The sequence below is a fragment of the Mesorhizobium kamtschaticum genome, assembly GCF_056174585.1.
This window is the reverse complement of record NZ_CM149691.1, coordinates 2,909,486-2,928,042: the sequence shown is the minus strand read 5'-3', so window position 1 is coordinate 2,928,042 and position 18,557 is coordinate 2,909,486. Positions and strand designations below refer to the sequence as shown.

Annotated in this window: 13 protein-coding genes; 7 read left to right on the top strand and 6 right to left on the bottom strand. The window is 61.5% G+C overall.

Features of this window, described 5'->3' with window-relative positions; all coding sequences use genetic code 11:
• Positions 1-278: 278 nt before the first annotated feature.
• Complete coding sequence (locus AC0V7N_RS14330) at positions 279-1,556, bottom strand: D-tagatose-bisphosphate aldolase, class II, non-catalytic subunit (RefSeq protein WP_475458495.1); 1,278 nt, start codon at positions 1,554-1,556, stop codon at positions 279-281.
• Entirely contained in the window at positions 1,553-2,533 is a 981-nt protein-coding gene (locus AC0V7N_RS14325) for a tagatose kinase (protein ID WP_496627906.1), read from the bottom strand. The genes AC0V7N_RS14330 and AC0V7N_RS14325 overlap by 4 nt, the downstream gene beginning before the upstream one ends.
• Before the next feature lie 307 nt (positions 2,534-2,840).
• On the opposite strand from AC0V7N_RS14325, the gene AC0V7N_RS14320 reads away from it, so the two are divergent.
• From AC0V7N_RS14320 to AC0V7N_RS14300, 5 genes are all read left to right on the top strand, one after another.
• The gene (locus tag AC0V7N_RS14320; protein ID WP_475458489.1) at positions 2,841-4,160 is read left to right on the top strand and encodes an ABC transporter substrate-binding protein; all 1,320 of its coding nucleotides are present in this window, start codon (positions 2,841-2,843) and stop codon (positions 4,158-4,160) included.
• Between the two features lie 328 nt (positions 4,161-4,488).
• Entirely contained in the window at positions 4,489-5,259 is a 771-nt protein-coding gene (locus AC0V7N_RS14315) for an L-iditol 2-dehydrogenase (protein WP_475458487.1), read from the top strand.
• A 40-nt stretch (positions 5,260-5,299) separates the two neighbouring features.
• Positions 5,300-6,313 carry a zinc-dependent alcohol dehydrogenase family protein gene (locus AC0V7N_RS14310; protein WP_475458485.1) on the top strand — a complete coding sequence of 338 codons (1,014 nt, stop codon included), beginning with the start codon at positions 5,300-5,302 and terminating at the stop codon, positions 6,311-6,313.
• A 148-nt stretch (positions 6,314-6,461) separates the two neighbouring features.
• The gene (locus tag AC0V7N_RS14305) at positions 6,462-7,466 is read left to right on the top strand and encodes a LacI family DNA-binding transcriptional regulator (protein WP_475460329.1); all 1,005 of its coding nucleotides are present in this window, start codon (positions 6,462-6,464) and stop codon (positions 7,464-7,466) included.
• A gap of 1,282 nt (positions 7,467-8,748) precedes the next feature.
• On the top strand, positions 8,749-9,642 hold the full coding sequence (locus AC0V7N_RS14300) for an alpha/beta fold hydrolase (RefSeq protein ID WP_475458482.1): 894 nt from the start codon (positions 8,749-8,751) through the stop codon (positions 9,640-9,642).
• 35 nt (positions 9,643-9,677) lie between these two features.
• Here the strand turns inward: AC0V7N_RS14300 and AC0V7N_RS14295 are convergent, their stop codons facing one another.
• Complete coding sequence (locus tag AC0V7N_RS14295) at positions 9,678-10,043, bottom strand: response regulator (RefSeq protein WP_475458480.1); 366 nt, start codon at positions 10,041-10,043, stop codon at positions 9,678-9,680.
• The gene (locus tag AC0V7N_RS14290; RefSeq protein ID WP_496627905.1) at positions 10,036-11,088 is read right to left on the bottom strand and encodes an HWE histidine kinase domain-containing protein; all 1,053 of its coding nucleotides are present in this window, start codon (positions 11,086-11,088) and stop codon (positions 10,036-10,038) included. Before AC0V7N_RS14290 ends, AC0V7N_RS14295 begins: the two co-directional genes overlap by 8 nt.
• 1,458 nt (positions 11,089-12,546) lie before the next feature.
• Here AC0V7N_RS14290 and AC0V7N_RS14285 point away from each other — a divergent pair.
• Entirely contained in the window at positions 12,547-12,675 is a 129-nt protein-coding gene (locus AC0V7N_RS14285) for a hypothetical protein (protein WP_258582168.1), read from the top strand.
• A gap of 258 nt (positions 12,676-12,933) precedes the next feature.
• On the opposite strand, the gene AC0V7N_RS14280 is transcribed toward AC0V7N_RS14285, so the two are convergent.
• Positions 12,934-15,150, bottom strand: coding sequence for a mechanosensitive ion channel domain-containing protein (locus tag AC0V7N_RS14280; protein WP_496627904.1), 2,217 nt, complete (start codon positions 15,148-15,150; stop codon positions 12,934-12,936).
• 640 nt (positions 15,151-15,790) lie between these two features.
• On the opposite strand from AC0V7N_RS14280, the gene AC0V7N_RS14275 reads away from it, so the two are divergent.
• Positions 15,791-17,854, top strand: a complete 2,064-nt coding sequence (locus tag AC0V7N_RS14275; RefSeq protein WP_475458472.1) for an SAM-dependent methyltransferase — start codon at positions 15,791-15,793, stop codon at positions 17,852-17,854.
• Between the two features lie 13 nt (positions 17,855-17,867).
• Here the strand turns inward: AC0V7N_RS14275 and AC0V7N_RS14270 are convergent, their stop codons facing one another.
• The gene (locus tag AC0V7N_RS14270; RefSeq protein WP_475458470.1) at positions 17,868-18,548 is read right to left on the bottom strand and encodes a redoxin domain-containing protein; all 681 of its coding nucleotides are present in this window, start codon (positions 18,546-18,548) and stop codon (positions 17,868-17,870) included.
• Positions 18,549-18,557 lie beyond the last annotated feature (9 nt).

Below are 18,557 nucleotides of genomic sequence, written 5' to 3'. Positions count from 1 at the left end.
CAAAGGGAAACTCGGTTCGTACCACGGCAGGTACCCGCAAATGCTCTTGTTGAACGTTCGTACAACAAGAGCATTTGCGGCGCAATCCCGCTTCGTCTTTTTGACGCTGAATGCGAACCGTTCTTCGACGGCCGTGCGGCGCCGTTAGACTTTCTGGTCGGATGGAGGCCTATGTAGCTGCAGGCGCCTCGTCAGTGGATGCGGTCCCCGGCCCGAGGATCATCTCGGCTCCGGCACAGTCGAGGCGGATGCGCCTCTCCAGCGACGGTGCAACGGGTTCAGGCGGTGCGGCAAGCTGCGTCGTAGTCGGCCAGCACCTGGCCGATCGCTGCGTGAAAAATGGCCTCGGGATTGCCGGCCGGTCCAAGCCCGGACGGCAGCGTCGGCAGGAATTGCCGCATCAGCGTTTCGGGAATGGCAACGCCGGCAAGCGCCTCACGCAGGCGGCCGACGGCAACGCTGGCCGTTGGATTGCTCCAATAATAGCGGATGCGGTCGCTGTAGCTGTAGTGCCGCTGCAGATAGCGATCGGCTTCATTGCCGTGATAGTGGCCGTGCCAATGGCCGGGAGCGGCCAGCATCACGCGTTCCATCGTGTGGGCAAGCGACCTGTCGCCATAGTCCGCGATCATTTCGGAGGCGATCAGGTCGAGCCCGTAGAACGCCTCGCGCAGCGCGAAGGTCAGCCCTGGACCCACTTTAAGGATCGGAAAGCCGTTGCCGACAAGGGCGGTCAGCGCAGCGCGGCTCTGGTAGTCAGTGGAATGCGCCTCGTAGACGAGGGACGGTTCCTCGTCGAGCAGTCCGGTCAGCGGCTTCGATGCCTCCGGCCTGTAGGCGACGACGTTCTGGCTGCCGAACTCGACGCCCGGCTGCACGACCACGGCGATGACGCGGCCAAACGCTTCCGTCAGCCCTTCCCTGGCAAAGATCTCGCGATGAACCTCGATCGTGCGCCGCGCCGCCGCCGCCTCGGTGGGCTTCAGGTCGCTGATCGTGTGATCGACGCCGCCGGGAGCTGGAACCTCGGTGCCGATAATGTAGACCGGCAAGGCGCCACCGGTGGCGCGTGCCGCCTTTTCGGCCGCCTTGGCCAGCCGCGCGGCCCGTGTCGCGATGGTCTCGTCGTCGAGGGCCGCCGGCTCGCCGGCACAACCCATCGATGCGTCGAGATGGATCTTGCTGAAGCCGGCCCAGACATAGGCGGTGACCATGGCTTCGGCCTTGCTCATCGCCTGTGCTGCCGGCTCCGTGCGCCACGGGTTCGGCCCCAGATGATCGCCGCCGAAGATGATGCGTTGGGGGTCGAGCCCCTCCTTGCCGGCGATCTCGAGCACGAAAGCGATGAACAGGTCCGGGGTCATCCCGGTGTAGCCGCCGAACTGGTTGACCTGATTGCAGGTCGCCTCGATCAGCAGGCTGCTTTCCTTGTCCCTGACGGCGCGCCGGATGGCCGTCTGGATCACCAGCGGATGGGCCGAGCAGATCGAGGTGATGCCGTAGGGCGACCCGTTTCTGCGCGCGACTGCAAGGCCTGCGAGCGGGTTGGTCCTCATGTCGCCCTCTGCGTCCCAGCAATGAAGTTGTCCAGCACATCGAAGCCGGCGGTGCCTTCCATGGGCCCGCGCCGCGTGACGTTGCGGGCGCCGGCGGCATTGGCATAAAACAACGCCTTGGCCGGCTCCATGCCCTTGCGCCGGCAGGTGAGATAGGTCGCGCCGAAACAGTCGCCGGCGCCGGTCGGGTCGACTTCCTCGACCCGGAAACCGGCACAATCGATCCTGGCGCCATCAGCGCCGAACCAGGACGAGCCGGCGGCCCCGCGCTTCAGCACGATCTCGCCGACGCCCCTGGCAAACAACGCCTTCACCGCCTGGCATTCGTCATCGACCCCGGCGGCGGCAAGCAACTCGTCGCCGGAGGGCAACAGCAGATCGGCATCGTCGACCAGCGCTGAAAATTGCGCGCCGTCGGCGCCGTCGATCAGCTCCTTGCGCATATTCGGATCGAAAGAGGTCGAGCCGCCACGGGCCCGCACCGATTTCAAGGCATAGGCGACGATCTCCTTCAGCCCGGCCACCGACAAGGTCGAGCCCATGACATGCAGATGGCCGGCCCTGTCCGCCAGTTCGCGCGCCGCGTCGGTGAGACGGATTTGCCCGGCGGCGGATTCGGCGATGTTGTAGACGAAGTCCCTGCCGCCGTCGGGCCTGTAGCGCACGAACGCGCTTCCCGTGGGATAGCGGTCGCTGACCGACACGGCCGAGACATCGACGCCGTCGCGTCTCAGCCTGTCCAGGTTGATCGTTCCAAAATCGTCGCGGCCGACGCAGCCGATGAGCCCGGCGCCGCCGCCCAGTCTCGCCACCTGATCGATGAAGATGGCCGGCGCGCCGCTCGGGAATGGGCCGATCAGCGTCAGCGGTTCGAGGAAACCCAGGCCGGGGTCCGTCGCCATGATCTCGACCAGGATTTCGCCGGCGGTAATCGTCGGCCCCGCGGCTTCGGAGGCGATCTCCCTTCGGCGGCTCATTGCTGCAATTCCTTCTCTCCCCCAGCCGGCCCGGATGCCGTCACAGTAGCACCAGCCCCACGATAGCGCTTGGCTGCAGCCGAGGTAAATCGCGGCAAGCGCGAAGTCAACAGAAACTGCACGCATGTACACTTATTTTGCTTCGCGTGCGGCCTTCTTGAACATGCCGAACCAGGAATATCAACTCGCTTGGTGACGGTATGGCGCCGAAATCAAGCATGGCCGCCTTGACTCGGCTTTCCCATAGCGCAATAAAATGTATACGCATGTCCACTTATACATGCGCATTCGTAAAGGAGGAGACGAAATGCCTATCGGTAAGCGTATCGGAATTCTTGGCCTGTCGGCCGCCGTTTCGGCACTGGCGGCAAATGCCGCCCTGTCCGAGGAGATCACGGTTGCGACAGTCAACAATGGCGACATGATCATCATGCAGAAGCTGTCGCCCGAATGGGAGAAGGCGACAGGAAACAAGGTGAACTGGGTGGTGCTCGAGGAAAACGTGCTGCGCGAGCGGGTCACCACCGACATCGCCACCAAGGGCGGCCAGTTCGACGTGATGACGATCGGCGGCTATGAGACGCCGATCTGGGGCAAGAGCGGCTGGCTGACATCGCTCAACGATCTCGGCGACGATTATGACTATGACGACCTGATCGCGCCGGTACGCAGCGGCCTGACGGTCGACGGCAAGCTCTATGCCGTGCCCTTCTACGCCGAAAGCTCGTTCACACTCTACCGCAAGGATCTGTTCGACGCCGCCGGCCTGAAGATGCCGGAACAGCCGACCTATGACCAGATCACGGAATTCGCCGACAAGCTCACCGACAAGTCGAAGGAGCAATACGGCCTGTGCCTGCGCGGCAAGCCGGGCTGGGGCGAGAACATGGCCTTCGTCGGCACGCTGGTGAACACGTTCGGCGGCCGCTGGTTCGATATGGACTGGAAGCCGCAGCTCAATTCGGATGCGTGGAAGAAGGCGATCGGCTGGTATGTCGACACAATGAAGAAGGATGGACCTCCGGGAATAAGCTCCAACGGCTTCAACGAGAACCAGACCTTGTTCGCCTCCGGCCATTGCGCCATGTGGATCGACGCCACGTCCGCCGCGGGTCGCGTCTATGATCCGAAGCAAAGCAAGGTCGCCGACAAGGTTGGCTTCGCCAAGGCGCCGGTGGCGGTCACGCCGAACGGTTCGGCCTGGGGCTGGGCATGGAGCCTCGCCATCCCGACCTCGACCAAGAAGGCGGATGTGGCAAAATCCTTCGTCAAGTGGGCGACCTCGAAAGCCTATGTCCAGCGTGTCGGCGAGACCGAAGGCTGGGTCGCGGCACCTCCGGGAACGCGCAAGTCGACCTATGCCAGCGCCGACTACCAGAAGGCGGCGCCCTTCGCCGCGACGGTCCTTGCCGCGATCGAATCCGCCGACCCGACCAAACAGACCAAGGATCCGGTTCCCTATACCGGCATCCAGTTCGTCGCCATCCCCGAATTCCAGGGCATTGGAACCGACGTCGGTCAGGCCATTGCCGCTGCGGTGACCGGTCAGCTGTCGGTCGATGATGCGCTGAACGGCGCCCAGACCGCCGTGGAGAAGACGATGACGGAAGCGGGCTACGTCAAATAGGCGGGCTCGAGCCACACGACCAGACCAGGGGGCGGAACGTGCGCCGCCTCCTGGCGATCCCGGCCTGTCATACCTCCCGTTGCAGCGGGCCGGGAGGATGCACGGATCCGCCGAGGCAACTCCAGGAAAACTGCGGTGCGGTTTCCCTCCGGAATTGCGTGAGCAATCGGCAGGTCCGTGCGTTCCTCGCAGCAATTCGGCGAAAAGCGTGTAACGGTTTTCCCACAGGAATTGCCTGAGAAGACGCCGCCACGCATCGGCCGGCAGGCGCCAAATATCGTTTCGACCAAATATCGTTTCGAACAGTCGGGAAAGGCTGGAACCGGATATGAAACTGAAGAGCAAGACGGCGCTGATCACCGGCGGCGCGCGCGGCATTGGCCTCGGCTTCGCGCAAGCTTTCGCGCGCGAAGGCGCCAGCGTGGTGATTGCCGATATCGATATCGACCGCGCGACGCGGGCCACCGCCGCAATCGGCTCGGCGGCCAGCGCCGTCAAGCTCGATGTCACCGACCTCGATGCGATCGAGAAGGTGGCGGCGGAGGTCGACCGCGCGTCCGGCGGCATCGATATCCTGGTCAACAACGCCGCCATCTTCGACATGGCGCCGATCACCGACATCACCGAAGCGAGCTACGACAAGGTTTTCGCCATCAATCTCAAGGGGCCGCTGTTCATGATGAAGGCGGTGGCCAATCTGATGATCAAGCGCGGTCGCGGCGGCAAGATCATCAACATGGCAAGCCAGGCCGGCCGCCGCGGCGAGGCGCTGGTGACGCTTTATTGCGCCTCCAAGGCAGCGATCATCTCGGCGACGCAGTCGGCCGCGCTGGCGCTGGTCAAGCATGGCATCAACGTCAACGCCATCGCGCCCGGCGTCGTCGACGGCGAACACTGGGAGGTCGTCGACGCCCACTTCGCCCGCTGGGAGGGCTTGAAGCCCGGCGAGAAGAAGGCGGCGGTGGCCAAGTCCGTGCCGATCGGCCGCTTCGCGAACCCTGAGGATATTGCCGGGCTTGCCGTGTTCCTCGCCTCGTCCGACAGCGACTACATCCTGGCGCAAACCTATAATGTCGATGGCGGCAACTGGATGAGCTGACGCGCTCCAAGCCCGCGCTGCCGAGACAAGGGAGACTGCAATGAAGGCCATCCGATTTACCGCTGCAGGCGTCGCCGGCATGGCGGATCTTGAGCTGCCAAAGGTCAAGCCTGGACACGCTTTGGTGCGTGTCCGCGCCGCCGGCCTTTGCCATACCGACATCGAGGTGCTGCATGGCCGCTACGGCGAAGGTGCGTTTCCCCTGGTCCCCGGCCACGAATATTCCGGCACGGTCGAGGCGGTCGCCGACGATGTCACTACCGTCAAGCCGGGCGACAGGGTTGCCGTCGATCCCAACATACCGTGCGGCCACTGCGCCGCTTGCCGGAAGGGCCTGACCAATCTGTGCGCCAGCCTGAAGGCCTACGGCGTCACCGAAAATGGCGGCTTCGCCGAATTCAGCATGGTTGCCGTCGACCATCTGCATGGGATCGGCGATCTCGCCTTCGATACGGCGGCCCTTGCCGAGCCGCTCGCCTGTGTCCTCAATGGTCTCAGTGCCGCAGGCGTCGAGGCCGGCAGGAGCATACCCGGCAATGCGCTGGTCTTCGGCGCCGGGCCGATCGGCCTGCTTCTGGCGCTGTCGCTCAGGGCCAAGGGCGTGGCAAGCGTGGCGGTCGCCGACATCAGCGAGCAGCGCCTGGCCTTCGCCGAGGCGCTCGGGCTGGAACCGTTGGTGTCCGGATCGCAGGCACTGTCGACGCGGGCGCGGGGCTTCGATTTCGTCGCCGACGCCACCGGCGTCCCCAAGGTGGTCGAAGGCATGATCGGCTTCACCGCCGATGGCGGCACGGCACTGGTCTTCGGCGTCTGCGCGCCCGATGCCAGGATCTCGGTCGCCCCGTTCGAAATCTTCCGCCGGCAGATCAGGCTGGCGGGTTCGCATTCGTTGAACCGCAACATCCCGCAGGCGCTCGAGATCCTCAAACGCGATGATGGCACGATGGCGCGGCTTGTCAGCCATCAGTTGCCGCTGTCGCAATTGCTGCCGTTCTTTGCCAAGAGCAGCGGCGACCCAACGACGATGAAGGTGCAGTTTTCCGCGCAAGCGTAGCCAGGGCTATGCGGCTTCCCCTTGCGGGCCGATCGTTTGCGCAGCCGGGAGAAAAATCCTTCGGCTTTGCGCAAATAGGTGACTCACGTAGAAGGTCGAGACGGCGGGTTCAAACAGGGGGCCATGGATGGCGAAGACGATAAGAACGATGGAGGATTTTTCTGCCTTTGTCGGTCTGTCCCGCACGACGGTTTCCAAATATTTCAACGATCCCGGTTCGGTGCGGCAAAACACGCGCAGCGCGATCGAGGCCGCGCTGAAGAAGTCCGACTTCCGACCGAGCATGTTCGCCGTCAATCTCAATCGCCGCCGCAGCAACATACTGGGCGTCATCATCCCGAATTCGACGGATCCGTTCTACATGGCGCTAACGCGCCGCATCGAGACGATCGCCAATGAAGCCGGCTTCCTGGCGTTCGTGCTCTCCTCCGACGGGCGCCCCGAAATGGAAGACCAGGCGATCCAGACGTTCCGATCGATGAACATCGCCGGCGCCATCATCGCACCGCTCGGCGTACAGTCTCACCACAGGATCCTGGCCGAACTCGGATCGAGCATCCCGCTGATCTATGTCGACTCGCCGCTTGACGAGACCTCCTCGTTCGTCGGCACCGACAACAGGCAGAGTTTTCGGCTCATCGTCGACTATCTCTGCAGGTCTGGTGAGCCCCCCTGCTACTTCGCCATGCCGCTCGTCAACAACAACGCCTCGGCACGCCAGGACGCCTATGTCGAGGCCATGCAGCAGTTCAAGATGACACCTGAAATCGTGCCCGTCGCCGACATCAGATCGTGGGATTTCGAAAAATTCGGCTTTGACGAAGCGCTTCGCATCCTGCAGGCGCAGGGTTTCCCGACGAAGACGGTGCTTTGCGCCAACGACCGTGTTGCCTTCGGCGTGATCGCCGCCGCGTTCCAGCTCGGCTTGAAGGTCGGCCATGGCGCGGATTGCGACCTGCGGGTTGCCGGACACGACGACCACCCATTGTCGCGCTATGCCTGCCCACCGATCACGACGGTCGCGCAGAACTACAACGAGATCGGCCGCCTGGCCATCGAACTGCTGCTGTTGCGGCTGGATGAAAAGGCGGTGAAACGCGAACGCGGACGCATTCTGCTTAACGCCGAACTGATGCTGCGAAGCTCAGCTTGAATTTGCGCAGAATGCGCATCGTGGTGGTTCACCCAGCATTTCCTTAGGCGAGAACCAGTCTAGCCAAAAGGACCGCAAAGATAAGCGAGAGAGGTATGGCGAGAAGCCAGCGAGCTTCCAGAATGCTGTTGTGCTGGTTATCCATTTCGGACCTAGTACCAGCGTCCACGGCCGTAAAAGCCGCCGCCGCCCAGCACGATAACAATAAGAACTATGATCAGAATTGTGGTGATATCCATATCCGCCTCCTGAGCGCGCCCGGCAGGGTTTGCCGTTCACCGCTCTTGCCCTGTAGGGCATCGATTGTTCCTGTCACCTTGACACCCATCAACGTTCCGCACGGCATTGTTGTTCCGACGAACCCATCAGGCATATCCGCCCAACGGCACTGTTGGCCCGCATCTCGGCTGGAAAGGTTTCACAAACCATGTCCGGGTCCACCAAGGAACCAACCGGCCTGACGATTTCTTTAGCTGCATGACAAATCCTGGCACGCTCGGAACGGAAGATCACGATCACACCGATTCAGTCCGTGGGCCGCTCGAATTGCCATCCCAACATCAGGATGCTGAAGGCGATTTCGGCGGTCGATTTGGATATGGCCATCCCGCTCACAGGCCGGATCCTTTTACCACCTACACGTTCTCGGCCGGGGCTGTTCGTCCTCTGCCGGTCAATAAGAAGAAAAGATGGCGCTGACCACTGTGCAAAAACCCTATGAAACAGCCTATTTCGCCAGGAAGCACGGGATCACACAGGCCCAGGCACGACGGATCACCAAGGACTTCGGCCCTTCACGTGTCAGGTGCGACACAGCCGCCCAGGATCTGAACTTGGCCCAGACAGAGCTCATCGCCTTGCATGAGCGTCGGCAGCATCTGTGTCTTCGAAACCGAAGGAATAGCTGATCCTGGACGCAGACTGCCAAAGCCGATGCATTGGTGTCTTGGCACAATCATCGAAGCCACTTCCTGAACCTCGCGGCTTTGTTCCGCACGAATGCAGCAGCTGCCGCATCACACGTCCTGCGCGACGGTCCATTCGCGGCAATGATGAACTTGGCGTCTCTGAGCGTGAGACCGTGCTTCTTTGCAAAGTGGATTGCTCCATAAGGCTCGTCTTGGGGTATGCCCCCGTTCGTGTAGGCCATTTGTGCCTCGCATGACGGATGGTTCGGCTTCGGCCTCTTCCGCCCGCCCAGCCTGGTACATCAACCTTCGACGACAGGCGAAGGTTCCGATCAGAGGTGGAACCTCCAACTATAGGGCGAGGTTTAAGCTTGATGTTCGAAGGCTTTCAACTTGAGACAATCCAGCTGCCCGAGGCGACGCTTCGGGTCAGGCACGGCGGTACAGGAACACCGGTCCTGCTTCTGCATGGCCATCCTCGCACGCATGCCACGTGGCACCGTGTTGCGCCGCTTCTCGCGGAAAACCACACGGTGGTTTGTCCAGATCTCCGCGGCTTCGGGCAGTCTTCGATTCCAAGGGATAGTCACGATCATGCGGGTTCATCCAAGCGCGCCAAGGCGAGGGACTGTGTCGCGCTCATGCGCCATCTGGGTTTTGATCGCTTTGCCGTCGGCGGGCACGATCGCGGAAGCTACACCGCTTTCCGGATGGCGATGGATCACCCATCCGCCATAACGCATCTCATCGTTATGGATAGCGTTCCCATCCTGGAAGCGCTGGAGAGATGCGACGCCCGCTTCGCTACCGAGTGGTGGCATTGGTTCTTCTTTGCCCAGCCCGACAAACCGGAACAGGCGATCATGGCCAACCCCGAAGCCTGGTATGGCGGCTCCGCCGATCAGATGGGTGCGGAGCCGTATGCGGACTACAGGGCAGCTATTCTCGACGCTCGTGTCGTCCATGGGATGATCGAGGATTATAGGGCCGGCCTCTCGCTTGACCATCTGCATGACGCCGATGACCGAAAGGCCGGCCGACGGGTCCAATGTCCCACCATGGTTCTATGGTCGATGCGCGATGATCTGGAACGGCTTTATGGCGACGTGCTCGGCGTATGGCGCCCTTGGACGACAAGTTTGCGGGGGAAAGGCATCGCCTGTGGACACCACATGGCCGAAGAGGCGCCAGAGGTGCTGGCGTCAGAAATCCTGGCTTTCTTGCATGGTGCAAAGCCGACCTCCGAGGCCGGCCCGTCAGCGGCGTGATACCTAGCCCAGAGATGGAGCCCTACTTGCCTCGGTCAGCCAGCAAGCAGGCCTTCGAGTTTGCTGGTCAGTTCATCAAAGCTGAACGGCTTGCGAAGGACGGCACGGTTGCTGAAGCCTTCGCGCATGTCGCGATCGGTGTTGCCAGTCGAATAGATGAACGGCACGCCGCGCTCGGCAAGCGCGTCGGCAACGGCGTTGCTGTCGTCGCCATCCAGGTTCATGTCCAGCATGACGGCATCGAACGTCTGCGTTTCGATCAGGGCGATCGCTTTTTCGATCGTGGCGGCTGAGGTCACCGATTGGCATCCAAGATCGCCCAGCATGTCTTCAATCATCATCAGGACCAGAATTTCATCCTCGACAACGAGCACGCGCCGGCCAGAAAGCAGTTTATCCATCGCGAATTCCCGGTACCGGAATGTTCATCGTGCAAATCAACCCGTCCGGGCGGTAGTCGAGTTGCACAGTGCCTTCGAGTTCGTGGGTGAGGCCGCGCTCGATCACGCGCGAACCGAACCCCTGTCGCGACGGTGGCGTAACCGGCGGTCCATCCTTCTCCCGCCAGCAAAGGATCAATCGACGGTCATCCGGCGCCGGCTCGATCGTCCAGTCGATCCGGATCGAGCCCTTATCATTGGAAAACGCACCATATTTCACCGCGTTGGTCGCGAGTTCGTTGAAGGCGATGCCGAGCGCCAGCGCCGCCCTTGTCGAAAGGCGGATGTTCTCGCCTGATATCACCAGGCGTTCCGCCCGCCCGTCGGTGACGTCGAACGGTTCCAGGGCATCGTGAAGCACATCGAGCAGCCCGGCGCTGTGCCAATTTTCACGGGTCAGCAAATTGTGCGACCGGGAGAGCGCAAACAGCCGGGACTCGACGGCTTCGCGGATCGCCCGCGGATCGGAATTGACTCGCGATGCCTGCCAGACGATCGACTGCACCGTTGCAAGCGTGTTCTTCACACGATGGTTCAGTTCGTCGATGAGCATTTTGGATTGTGCCTGCTCCTCCTTGTGTTTGGTCAGGTCGACGAAGGAGGTAAAATATTGGACGATGGCGCCGCTCTTGTCGTGGACAGGACTGGCAAAAAGGCCCGCCCAGAATTCGCTGCCGTCCTTGCGCCTGTAAAGAATTTCCGCACCCGTCTCCGCATTGGCTTCGAACTCGACCTTGATGCGTTTCAACGCCCCGGCGTCGGTGCCGTCCGCCATCAGGAAATTGAAGGGCTGACCCAGAACCTCTTCCCTAACGTAGCCGGTCAGGGCGAGGAAGGCGTCATTGGCAAAGATGATGGGATTGCCGGGCTCTTTTGCATCGGTGAAAACCATGGCCATTCGTGTTGTCTCGGCGGCAACCACGAACGGGCCAAGGTCGTCGTGAAAGCCCGCGACCTCGGCTTCGGCGTCCTGCTGCTCTTCGGACTTGGCGACTACGCTGGACATGTCGTTAACCGGTCGGCGTCCGCTATGCCGTTGACCGCCATCGCGCTTCTCCCGTGGTTAAGGGGCGAAAGCGTGATCGACTCTTTCAATCGCCAGCGCCCACTCACAGGCTGACGACACCCGCTTTGTACGCTTCCGACACTCGATTAGCGAGTCATTCCACACGCGGTCCGCAGCCGTCAAGGAACGCTGCCCCCCAACAATCGTTCCAGCGAGGATTGGCGTGGCGGCGGCCAATGAGCCGCGTCAACCGGGCGTGGCGGCACGGTGAACAGGATGGTTTTCCCGGTTTCATATCCTGACCACGAATGGCAAAAGCGCCTGTCCCGCCCGGTCCGCAGCAACGGTGGCGCGCCCCCGCAGCTTGTCAGTGACCGGCCATCAGTCAACGAAATCAACGCGATGCAACGAGGCTCGCCAGACAGGATTGGCTAACCGAGGGTCTGAAAATCCTCTAACCATTGATAAATAACGATAATGGTGGGCCCGGAGGACGTATTAGAACCGTTGATTTTGTTGGCTTTTTCGTGGGCCAAAATCAGAAATCTCCCCGTATCGTTCCGTATGCTCCCGCGGCAGCCAAACAGTCGAGTTTAGGGACAACGGAACTTGCTGGCCAAGCTGCAGACAACGATCCAACTGCAGAGGCAACACTGGCGGCACCTGCTAGAGCGCAACAGATGACTTCCTTCGCTTTGGCGCCACATAGCTTTGCACCAAGCACAACGTGTTCGCGACGACCAGTTCGCGACCTTGTCGCCAACCTCGATGCTGCCCTCCGCCACGGAAGAAGAGCCTGGCGCGTCTGGTGCCTTCCTCAAGCCTGCGCTAATCTTGCAATCTTATTGGCTTGGGGGAATGGCGTGCCGAACCGTCAGGGCAAAGGTGACTATCGGGGAGGATCAACGGTCCTCTCGAATTCTGGCCATGGTTTCAGCCCGCTTGCACCCGCCCCGAGTCCCACAAGCGTCGACGAAGTGTTGAAGCTGGGTTTTTGGTTCCCTGCATCTGAAGCGAAAAAGCCGAAGCGCAAACGGAAGCGTCGCGGACGTCGGCTATTATATTCCTGACCGCCGATGGCCGTTGCGCATCAGGCACTGCGCCCAACGATCTTCAAGACTAGCTCGTGAGCCTGCAATACTGCCTCCAATGCCGCGTGCGCCGACAGCATGGCGTCTATCAGTTCAGCCGGCAGCGGATCGTCCCCCGCCGCCCGGCGCACCGCCTGCTCGAAAGCCCCGCGTCCGACCTTGCCCAAGCAGAGGCCGAATGAACTCAGCGAGCGGCGGATGCCGTTCTCCGGGTCCCGGAACTTGGCCTTCAGATTGCGCAGCGTTGCGCGATCTTGTGCATGTGGATCCTGTGGCAGAGCGCTGCCGGTTCGGGCGGCTGCATCGCCGTCGTTTGCGGAAGTTCCCTCTTACACTGCGTGTTCCTGCTATCGGTGGAGATGGACCCTTGAGCGAGAATCGTGAGCTAGCCGCAATCCACGAAGACGCCGTGTTCTACTACCAACCAAACGGCGCTTACCGCGGCTGCGACGAAATCGACCGCATCGCAGGGCGTGATCAAGGCCACTCAACCTGACTTTCAATATGTGCGCCACAAAGCATTGAATAAATCCGTTCGCTGGCGTTCGGCATCTGTCGGCACATACAGTTTGACACCAACGCCACGTCCAACGGACCTCCGGCATACTCCCGGCCGAACATTTCAAAGTACCGTCAGGGCCAGTGAGGTTCGTGACGGCACTTTCTTCGTCTCAATCGGTTGAACATAAAAGAGTTCCCCGTCACGGCCGATGCGCGAAAAGCCGCGTTGTGACCGGCAGGTGTCACAGCTTTCCTACTCCGTAGTGCCAGCTTTTTTTCTGCGCCGATTGGTGTGCGACTGCGCGACGGCCATTTGCAACTCGGGTGGGATCTCCAACGGCGCATTCTCTGCCTCATGTGGGTTCTGCAGCCCCTGGACGTGGACGGTCGGAAATGGCAGTTCGATGCCCTGCTCCTTGAAGGCTTGGCGGATGCGTACATAGAATTTGCGTTTCATACCGAAGGCGCCTCCGGGTCTGGTCATGGCCTTGACCCTCAACACGATGCCGTACTCGCCGAATTCCTGTACGCCCTGCATCTTGATCGGGTCCAGCACCCAGTGTTTGAACTCGGGATCTTCCGCCAGTTCGAGACCGATCCGCTTGATCAGCTTGCGAGCGAAGTCGATATCGGTGTCATAGCCGACGGTGATGTTGAATTTGTCGATAACCCAGTCACGGCTCTGGTTCTGGACTGCCCCGAGTTCACCGAACGGTATGGTGAACAGCGGACCACGATGGTGGCGCAGCTTCACCGAGCGCAGCGAGAAGCTTTCCACCGTACCCTTGTAATTGCCCGAGGAAATATATTCGCCGACACGAAACGCATCATCGAGCAGAAAAAACACGCCCGAAATGACGTCCTTGACGACGGTTTGTGCGCCAAAGCCCACAGCGACGCCGACGACGCCAGCGCCGGCGATCAGCGGGCCGATCTGGATACCCAAAGAGGCGAGCATCATCAGCACCGCCATCACGATGATCAATGCGAGCAGCATGTTCTGGAGGATCGGCAAGAGCGTGTGCAGCCGTGCCTGCTGCGCATCGAGGATCGGAACGTCCTCCTCGCTGATCACAGGGTGCGGCATTTCGATGCCCAGCTTTCGTTCGATCAAAGCCTTGATGATCGACCAGCCGAAATCGGCTGCGAGGGCAATGACCACGACGTTGATCAAGCCGCGCAATATGAACGTCGTCGTAGTATCGCTGTCGCGCATGGATTGCATGTCCAGGCCCCAGACACGCGCGAGGAAGTAAGCCGCCGCCAGGATCAACATCATCCGGATTCCGCGATCGATGACCGCGATCGTCACCGCCGGGATGGTAGGCCGGCCGACATCTTCCGAACCCGGCCGCAGGACGAAATTGACCCCGCGCTGCGTCAGCACGATTGCCAAAGGCAGGACGAATGCGGCCAAGGTAAACCAGAACCATATGTACAGGCCGGCGATACGCTCCACAAACAGAGCGACGAAATAAGCAGTCAACAACCATGTTGCTGCCGTGTGACCGTGCCCATCGTCCCGCCGCATTCTTGGCCGGCGCCAGACGGCAAGCAGCAAGAGCACCAGCAGCACGAAATCGGCGCCCACCGACAGGACCATCATCCCGTCGCGGTCGATGCCGAGACCGGGCAGGAGGATAAAAGCGGCTGCGAAGAAGGCGAAGACGCCGACGATCCGCGATAGCCAATAGGACCAATGGTCGGCGGTCTCGTTGGTGATCGGCAAGGCACGAACCTCGACGGCGTTCTCGACATGCATGAAGGAAGGGACGAGCAGGGCTATGACGTACGTGCGCACACCCCATGTAACGACTGCCGCCATCAGAAATGTCAGCACAATCTCACGGATGAGCACTGGCCAGTCGAACAACATGAACGCGCCGGCGCTGCCCACCGCGAACGAGACAATCAGCAGGCTGGAATAAAGCAGCCGACCACCAATCTTCTTGGCCCGCCCGATGGGCGTATCCTTCGGTTGGGCGATAATCCAAAGACGAAATGGACGGGTGAGTTTGTACGTGGCCCAGGTCAGCGCCAGCCCGGCGGCGATGAAAATCGCAACCAGCAAAAATACGCCGGCTGGCCCCCTGCTGGACATATCCTCCATGGTCGCTTCCCGAACGCGCGCGAACTGGCCAGGCAGCGAGGGCAAGGTTCGCACGATCCGTTCGATATGATGCTTGATCCGATCGAGCGTCGAGGATGCCATCGTATTCATCTGGCCGGGTGCGGCCACGGCGTCGGACGATGCGTCGGCCGGCGAAACTCCTGCCGCGGCAGGCGCTGCCGTTGACCCGGCGTCCTGATTTCGCTGTTCGGCCACCCAGGCCTTCACTGACGGATCGTCGAGAAGCTCGAACAGCTGTTTGACCCTTTCAGGCGGGACGCTCGCCGCCTGCGCCTGTGCCGGACCAGCCAGCAAGAGGGCGATACCACAGAGGAGCGGCCCGACAATCAGGACAAACATCGCAGTCAGATATCCGAGACGTCGTGCCCGGCGCGCCAGATTCCTGGCTCCCAATCGTCGAATCATGCGTGGCATCGTGCTGTAACCTTCCGGTCAAATCGGCAAGCAACGACATCTATGTCCGTCGTCGCTACTAACTTCAACAAGCCAATGTTGTGGTGCAAGGCGTCATCAGTGCGGGCTAGACCGTTGCGCCGGGTACTTGGCGGTGTCTACTAGCCGCCAGGGGAGGTATTTCGACCTCGGCTCGGGCCTCCGGGCGTTTCCATGAACCGGGCATCGGTGATTCTGGGCACAGAACGCCGGCACCAGGATCCCAGGCCATACACGAGGGGCATGAGCGCTTGCCATTCAGCCTGTCACCAAGCCTTTTTGCCTGCCTCTAATCCGCCCCGACCTTGACAGAGCAGTGCTGCCATCCGATGCCGTCATCCGTTTTTGACATTCGCCGACTCTTGCCGAAGAAAACGAAAGCTCGATGGCCAACGATAATGCGAACGGCGGTACCGCTTCCGAAGCCCTTGCGTGGACCGCGTTGCGGAACGCCGCGTCGGATTGCGGCCGCGGCTCGCGCTCGATCGATCCGCAGTCCCTGCGCGCGCTCCCGGCAGGACGTAAGTGGATATATGAGATCGCCAAGGTGGTCTTCGACGGCCTTATGGCCGGAAGCCTGTCGGTGCCGGCGCAATTGGCTGCCAGGTGGGACAGGTTCGGCGGGGCCATCACCGAGTTGATCATCGAACTCGGCAAGGTCTGGGACAATCCCGCAGCGGGTCGCCGCGTCCAGTATCAGCTTGAGCAAATGCTTCTCGATGCCGACGATCTTGCCGCGCCGCGCAAGCTGGCGCGGACACTTGGAATTCGCGTCGACGCACGCAATCCGACCGCGATCGAACTACCGGAAGGCATCGACCGAATTTATGCCTATCTGATGATCGACGGCCAGATCGAGGCTGTCGTGCAGTTTGGCGTGCTCGGGACAGTGACAAGGGATCATTGGATTGAGTTGATCCGGAATATCGTGCCCGCTGAGCGGCTTGCAGACAGTACGGCAAGGCTTGCAGGACGATCTGCTGTGCCGCAGGAGGGCGCCGGTGCCGACACGTCAAACACGCTTGCGGCCGAGGCATTGTTGTCCACAGCCGAACGCCGGTCCGATCCGGACAGTCACTTCGGCAAGCTCGCCCAATTGGCCGCTGAAGCGCGGGAACTGGTCCGGTCGAGCGCCGAACCAGCACAGCCTCCTGCGGCGCCGCGCCGAGCACGGGCCACGGACAGGAATGATCGCACGGCGTTCTGGAATAGCTATTTCGCGACCGAGGATCCGTGGAACTACGGCTCGTTCTATGAGCAGGAAAAATATGAGCGGCAGCTCGAAATCCTGCCTGCCGGTCCCATCGGACGGGCGCTTGAGCTGGCCTGCGCGGAGGGCCACTTCACGCGGCAGCTGGCGTCGCGTGTGAGCCATTTGACCGCAACCGACATCTCCGCCATAGCCATCGAGCGGGCCCGTGCGCGATGCAGCGATCGGCCTAACATTGAGTTCGGCGTGCTGGATTTCGCTGCGGACACGCTGCCGGGTGAGATGGATCTGATCTTTTGTTCGGAAGTGCTCTACTATCTGGATGATCTCGCCGAGTTGCGGCGCATCACCAAAAAATTCGCCGAGGCGTTGGCGCCTGGCGGCACTTTCATCAGCGCACACGCATTCGTGCTGCGTGACAATGTTGAAAGGACGGGCTTCGACTGGAACACATTCGGTGCCCAGGCGATCTCGGAGACGCTGGCAGCGACCGAAGGCCTCGTCCTCGAGCAATCGATCCAGACCGAGCTCTATCGCATAGACCGCTTCCGCCGCCTGTCACCGGACGATGTGGTGACGGAACCGAGGATTGATCATGTGCCGATCCGCGCACCCATCGAAATCGGGGTCGCGCGAAATATCATCTGGGGCGGGGCGCGGGCCTTGCGCCGCGACGTCGCGCGTAACGAGCGGCGCCAGCGTATCCCCGTCCTCATGTATCACGGCGTCGCCGAGGAAGGTGCGGCCGCGCTCGCCCGTTTTCGGCTCACGCCCGCCGCATTCGCCAGCCAGATGGCATGGCTGCGCGCCAATGGCTTTCACGCGATTAGTTCAGAGCAGCTGGAACAGTTCATCGCCAACCGTCAGCCTTTCGTTGGCCGCCCTGTGCTCATCACCTTCGATGACGGCTTCCAGAACTTTGCCGACCATGCCTGGCCGACCTTGCGCGCCAACGACCTGACCGCGGAAGTGTTCCTGGTGACGGACTTGGTGGGTGAAAGTGCACAGTGGGACGCCCACAGCGGTCCGCCGACGCCGCTTATGGACGCTGGGATGGTGCGACGCCTCGCCGGCGAAGGTGCCTTCTTCGGAAGCCATATGGCGACACATCGCGCGATCGATGGTCTGTCGAGCTCTGACCTGGCCGCCGAGCTCCTGCGCTCCCGTATGTTCATCGAACGCTGGACCGGTCGGCCAACCACGGCGTTCGCGGCACCCTTCTCCGTCACTGACCGACGGCTTGGCCGGCTGGCCAAGGAGTGCGGCTATCGAATCGGCTTCGGCCGCAAACACGGGCCGGCGGACCTCGATTGCGATCCCATCGACCTTCCGCGCATCGAGATTCGCGGGGATCGCTCGCTCGATGACTTTGTTGCCATTGTCGAGGCCGTGCTCGAATGAACGGTGAACTTGTCTATTGGGCGACTTGCGACACGGCCGACATCAGCTCCCGTGGGTTTGGCGCCCCAAACATGTATCGCCCGCCCTCTGGAACCTCCGTGAAGCTCCAGCGTACGATCCCCTGCCGGTCCAGCAGGAACTGACCGACCAGTTGTCCGTGTCCCGTTGCCATCATCTGCTCGTCGGCTTCGGTCAGTTCGTAATGGTCCCTCTTGTTGAGGATTTCGCCGGCCGCCATAGGATCCATGGGACCGGGCAACTCGCCTGGTATGTCGACCCGCATATCCATTGCCGCTGCCATCGACACCTTGTACGGCCAGTTCGTCTCGTTTTGGGTGAATTCGAGATTGGGCAGTCCAAAAGCACGATGTGAAGCGCGTTCAGGGTCGGAGGCCGCAAGCAGATTCGGCATCGGGTGGTAGCGGAAATAGAGACGCGCCCGTTCGATCGGCGTGTTGACCACCGTCAGGCTCTCCACACCCTTTTCGCGCAGCTCCGGATCAAGCCGCGCCTGGGCGGCGATATGGCGCCGGCAAAACGCGCAATGCAGGCCTCGAAACAGGCCGACCAGCACCGGTTTTTGCCCGCGAAAGTCGTCAAGCGCGATCTTGCCTTCTTGGGTAATGGCGTCGAGTATCACGTTCGGCGCACGGTCGCCCGGTTGAAGCGGTACCAAGTCACTAGGCGCAGACATTGTCCAACC

Bases quoted from the DNA above. Each gene is read 5' to 3' on its own strand.
- AC0V7N_RS14330 (WP_475458495.1), bottom strand. From the start codon at position 1,556: ATGAGGACCAACCCGCTCGCAGGCCTTGCAGTCGCGCGCAGAAACGGG.
- AC0V7N_RS14325 (WP_496627906.1), bottom strand. From the start codon at position 2,533: ATGAGCCGCCGAAGGGAGATCGCCTCCGAAGCCGCGGGGCCGACGATT.
- AC0V7N_RS14320 (WP_475458489.1), top strand. From the start codon at position 2,841: ATGCCTATCGGTAAGCGTATCGGAATTCTTGGCCTGTCGGCCGCCGTT.
- AC0V7N_RS14315 (WP_475458487.1), top strand. From the start codon at position 4,489: ATGAAACTGAAGAGCAAGACGGCGCTGATCACCGGCGGCGCGCGCGGC.
- AC0V7N_RS14310 (WP_475458485.1), top strand. From the start codon at position 5,300: ATGAAGGCCATCCGATTTACCGCTGCAGGCGTCGCCGGCATGGCGGAT.
- AC0V7N_RS14305 (WP_475460329.1), top strand. From the start codon at position 6,462: ATGGAGGATTTTTCTGCCTTTGTCGGTCTGTCCCGCACGACGGTTTCC.
- AC0V7N_RS14300 (WP_475458482.1), top strand. From the start codon at position 8,749: ATGTTCGAAGGCTTTCAACTTGAGACAATCCAGCTGCCCGAGGCGACG.
- AC0V7N_RS14295 (WP_475458480.1), bottom strand. From the start codon at position 10,043: ATGGATAAACTGCTTTCTGGCCGGCGCGTGCTCGTTGTCGAGGATGAA.
- AC0V7N_RS14290 (WP_496627905.1), bottom strand. From the start codon at position 11,088: ATGTCCAGCGTAGTCGCCAAGTCCGAAGAGCAGCAGGACGCCGAAGCC.
- AC0V7N_RS14280 (WP_496627904.1), bottom strand. From the start codon at position 15,150: ATGTTTGTCCTGATTGTCGGGCCGCTCCTCTGTGGTATCGCCCTCTTG.
- AC0V7N_RS14270 (WP_475458470.1), bottom strand. From the start codon at position 18,548: ATGTCTGCGCCTAGTGACTTGGTACCGCTTCAACCGGGCGACCGTGCG.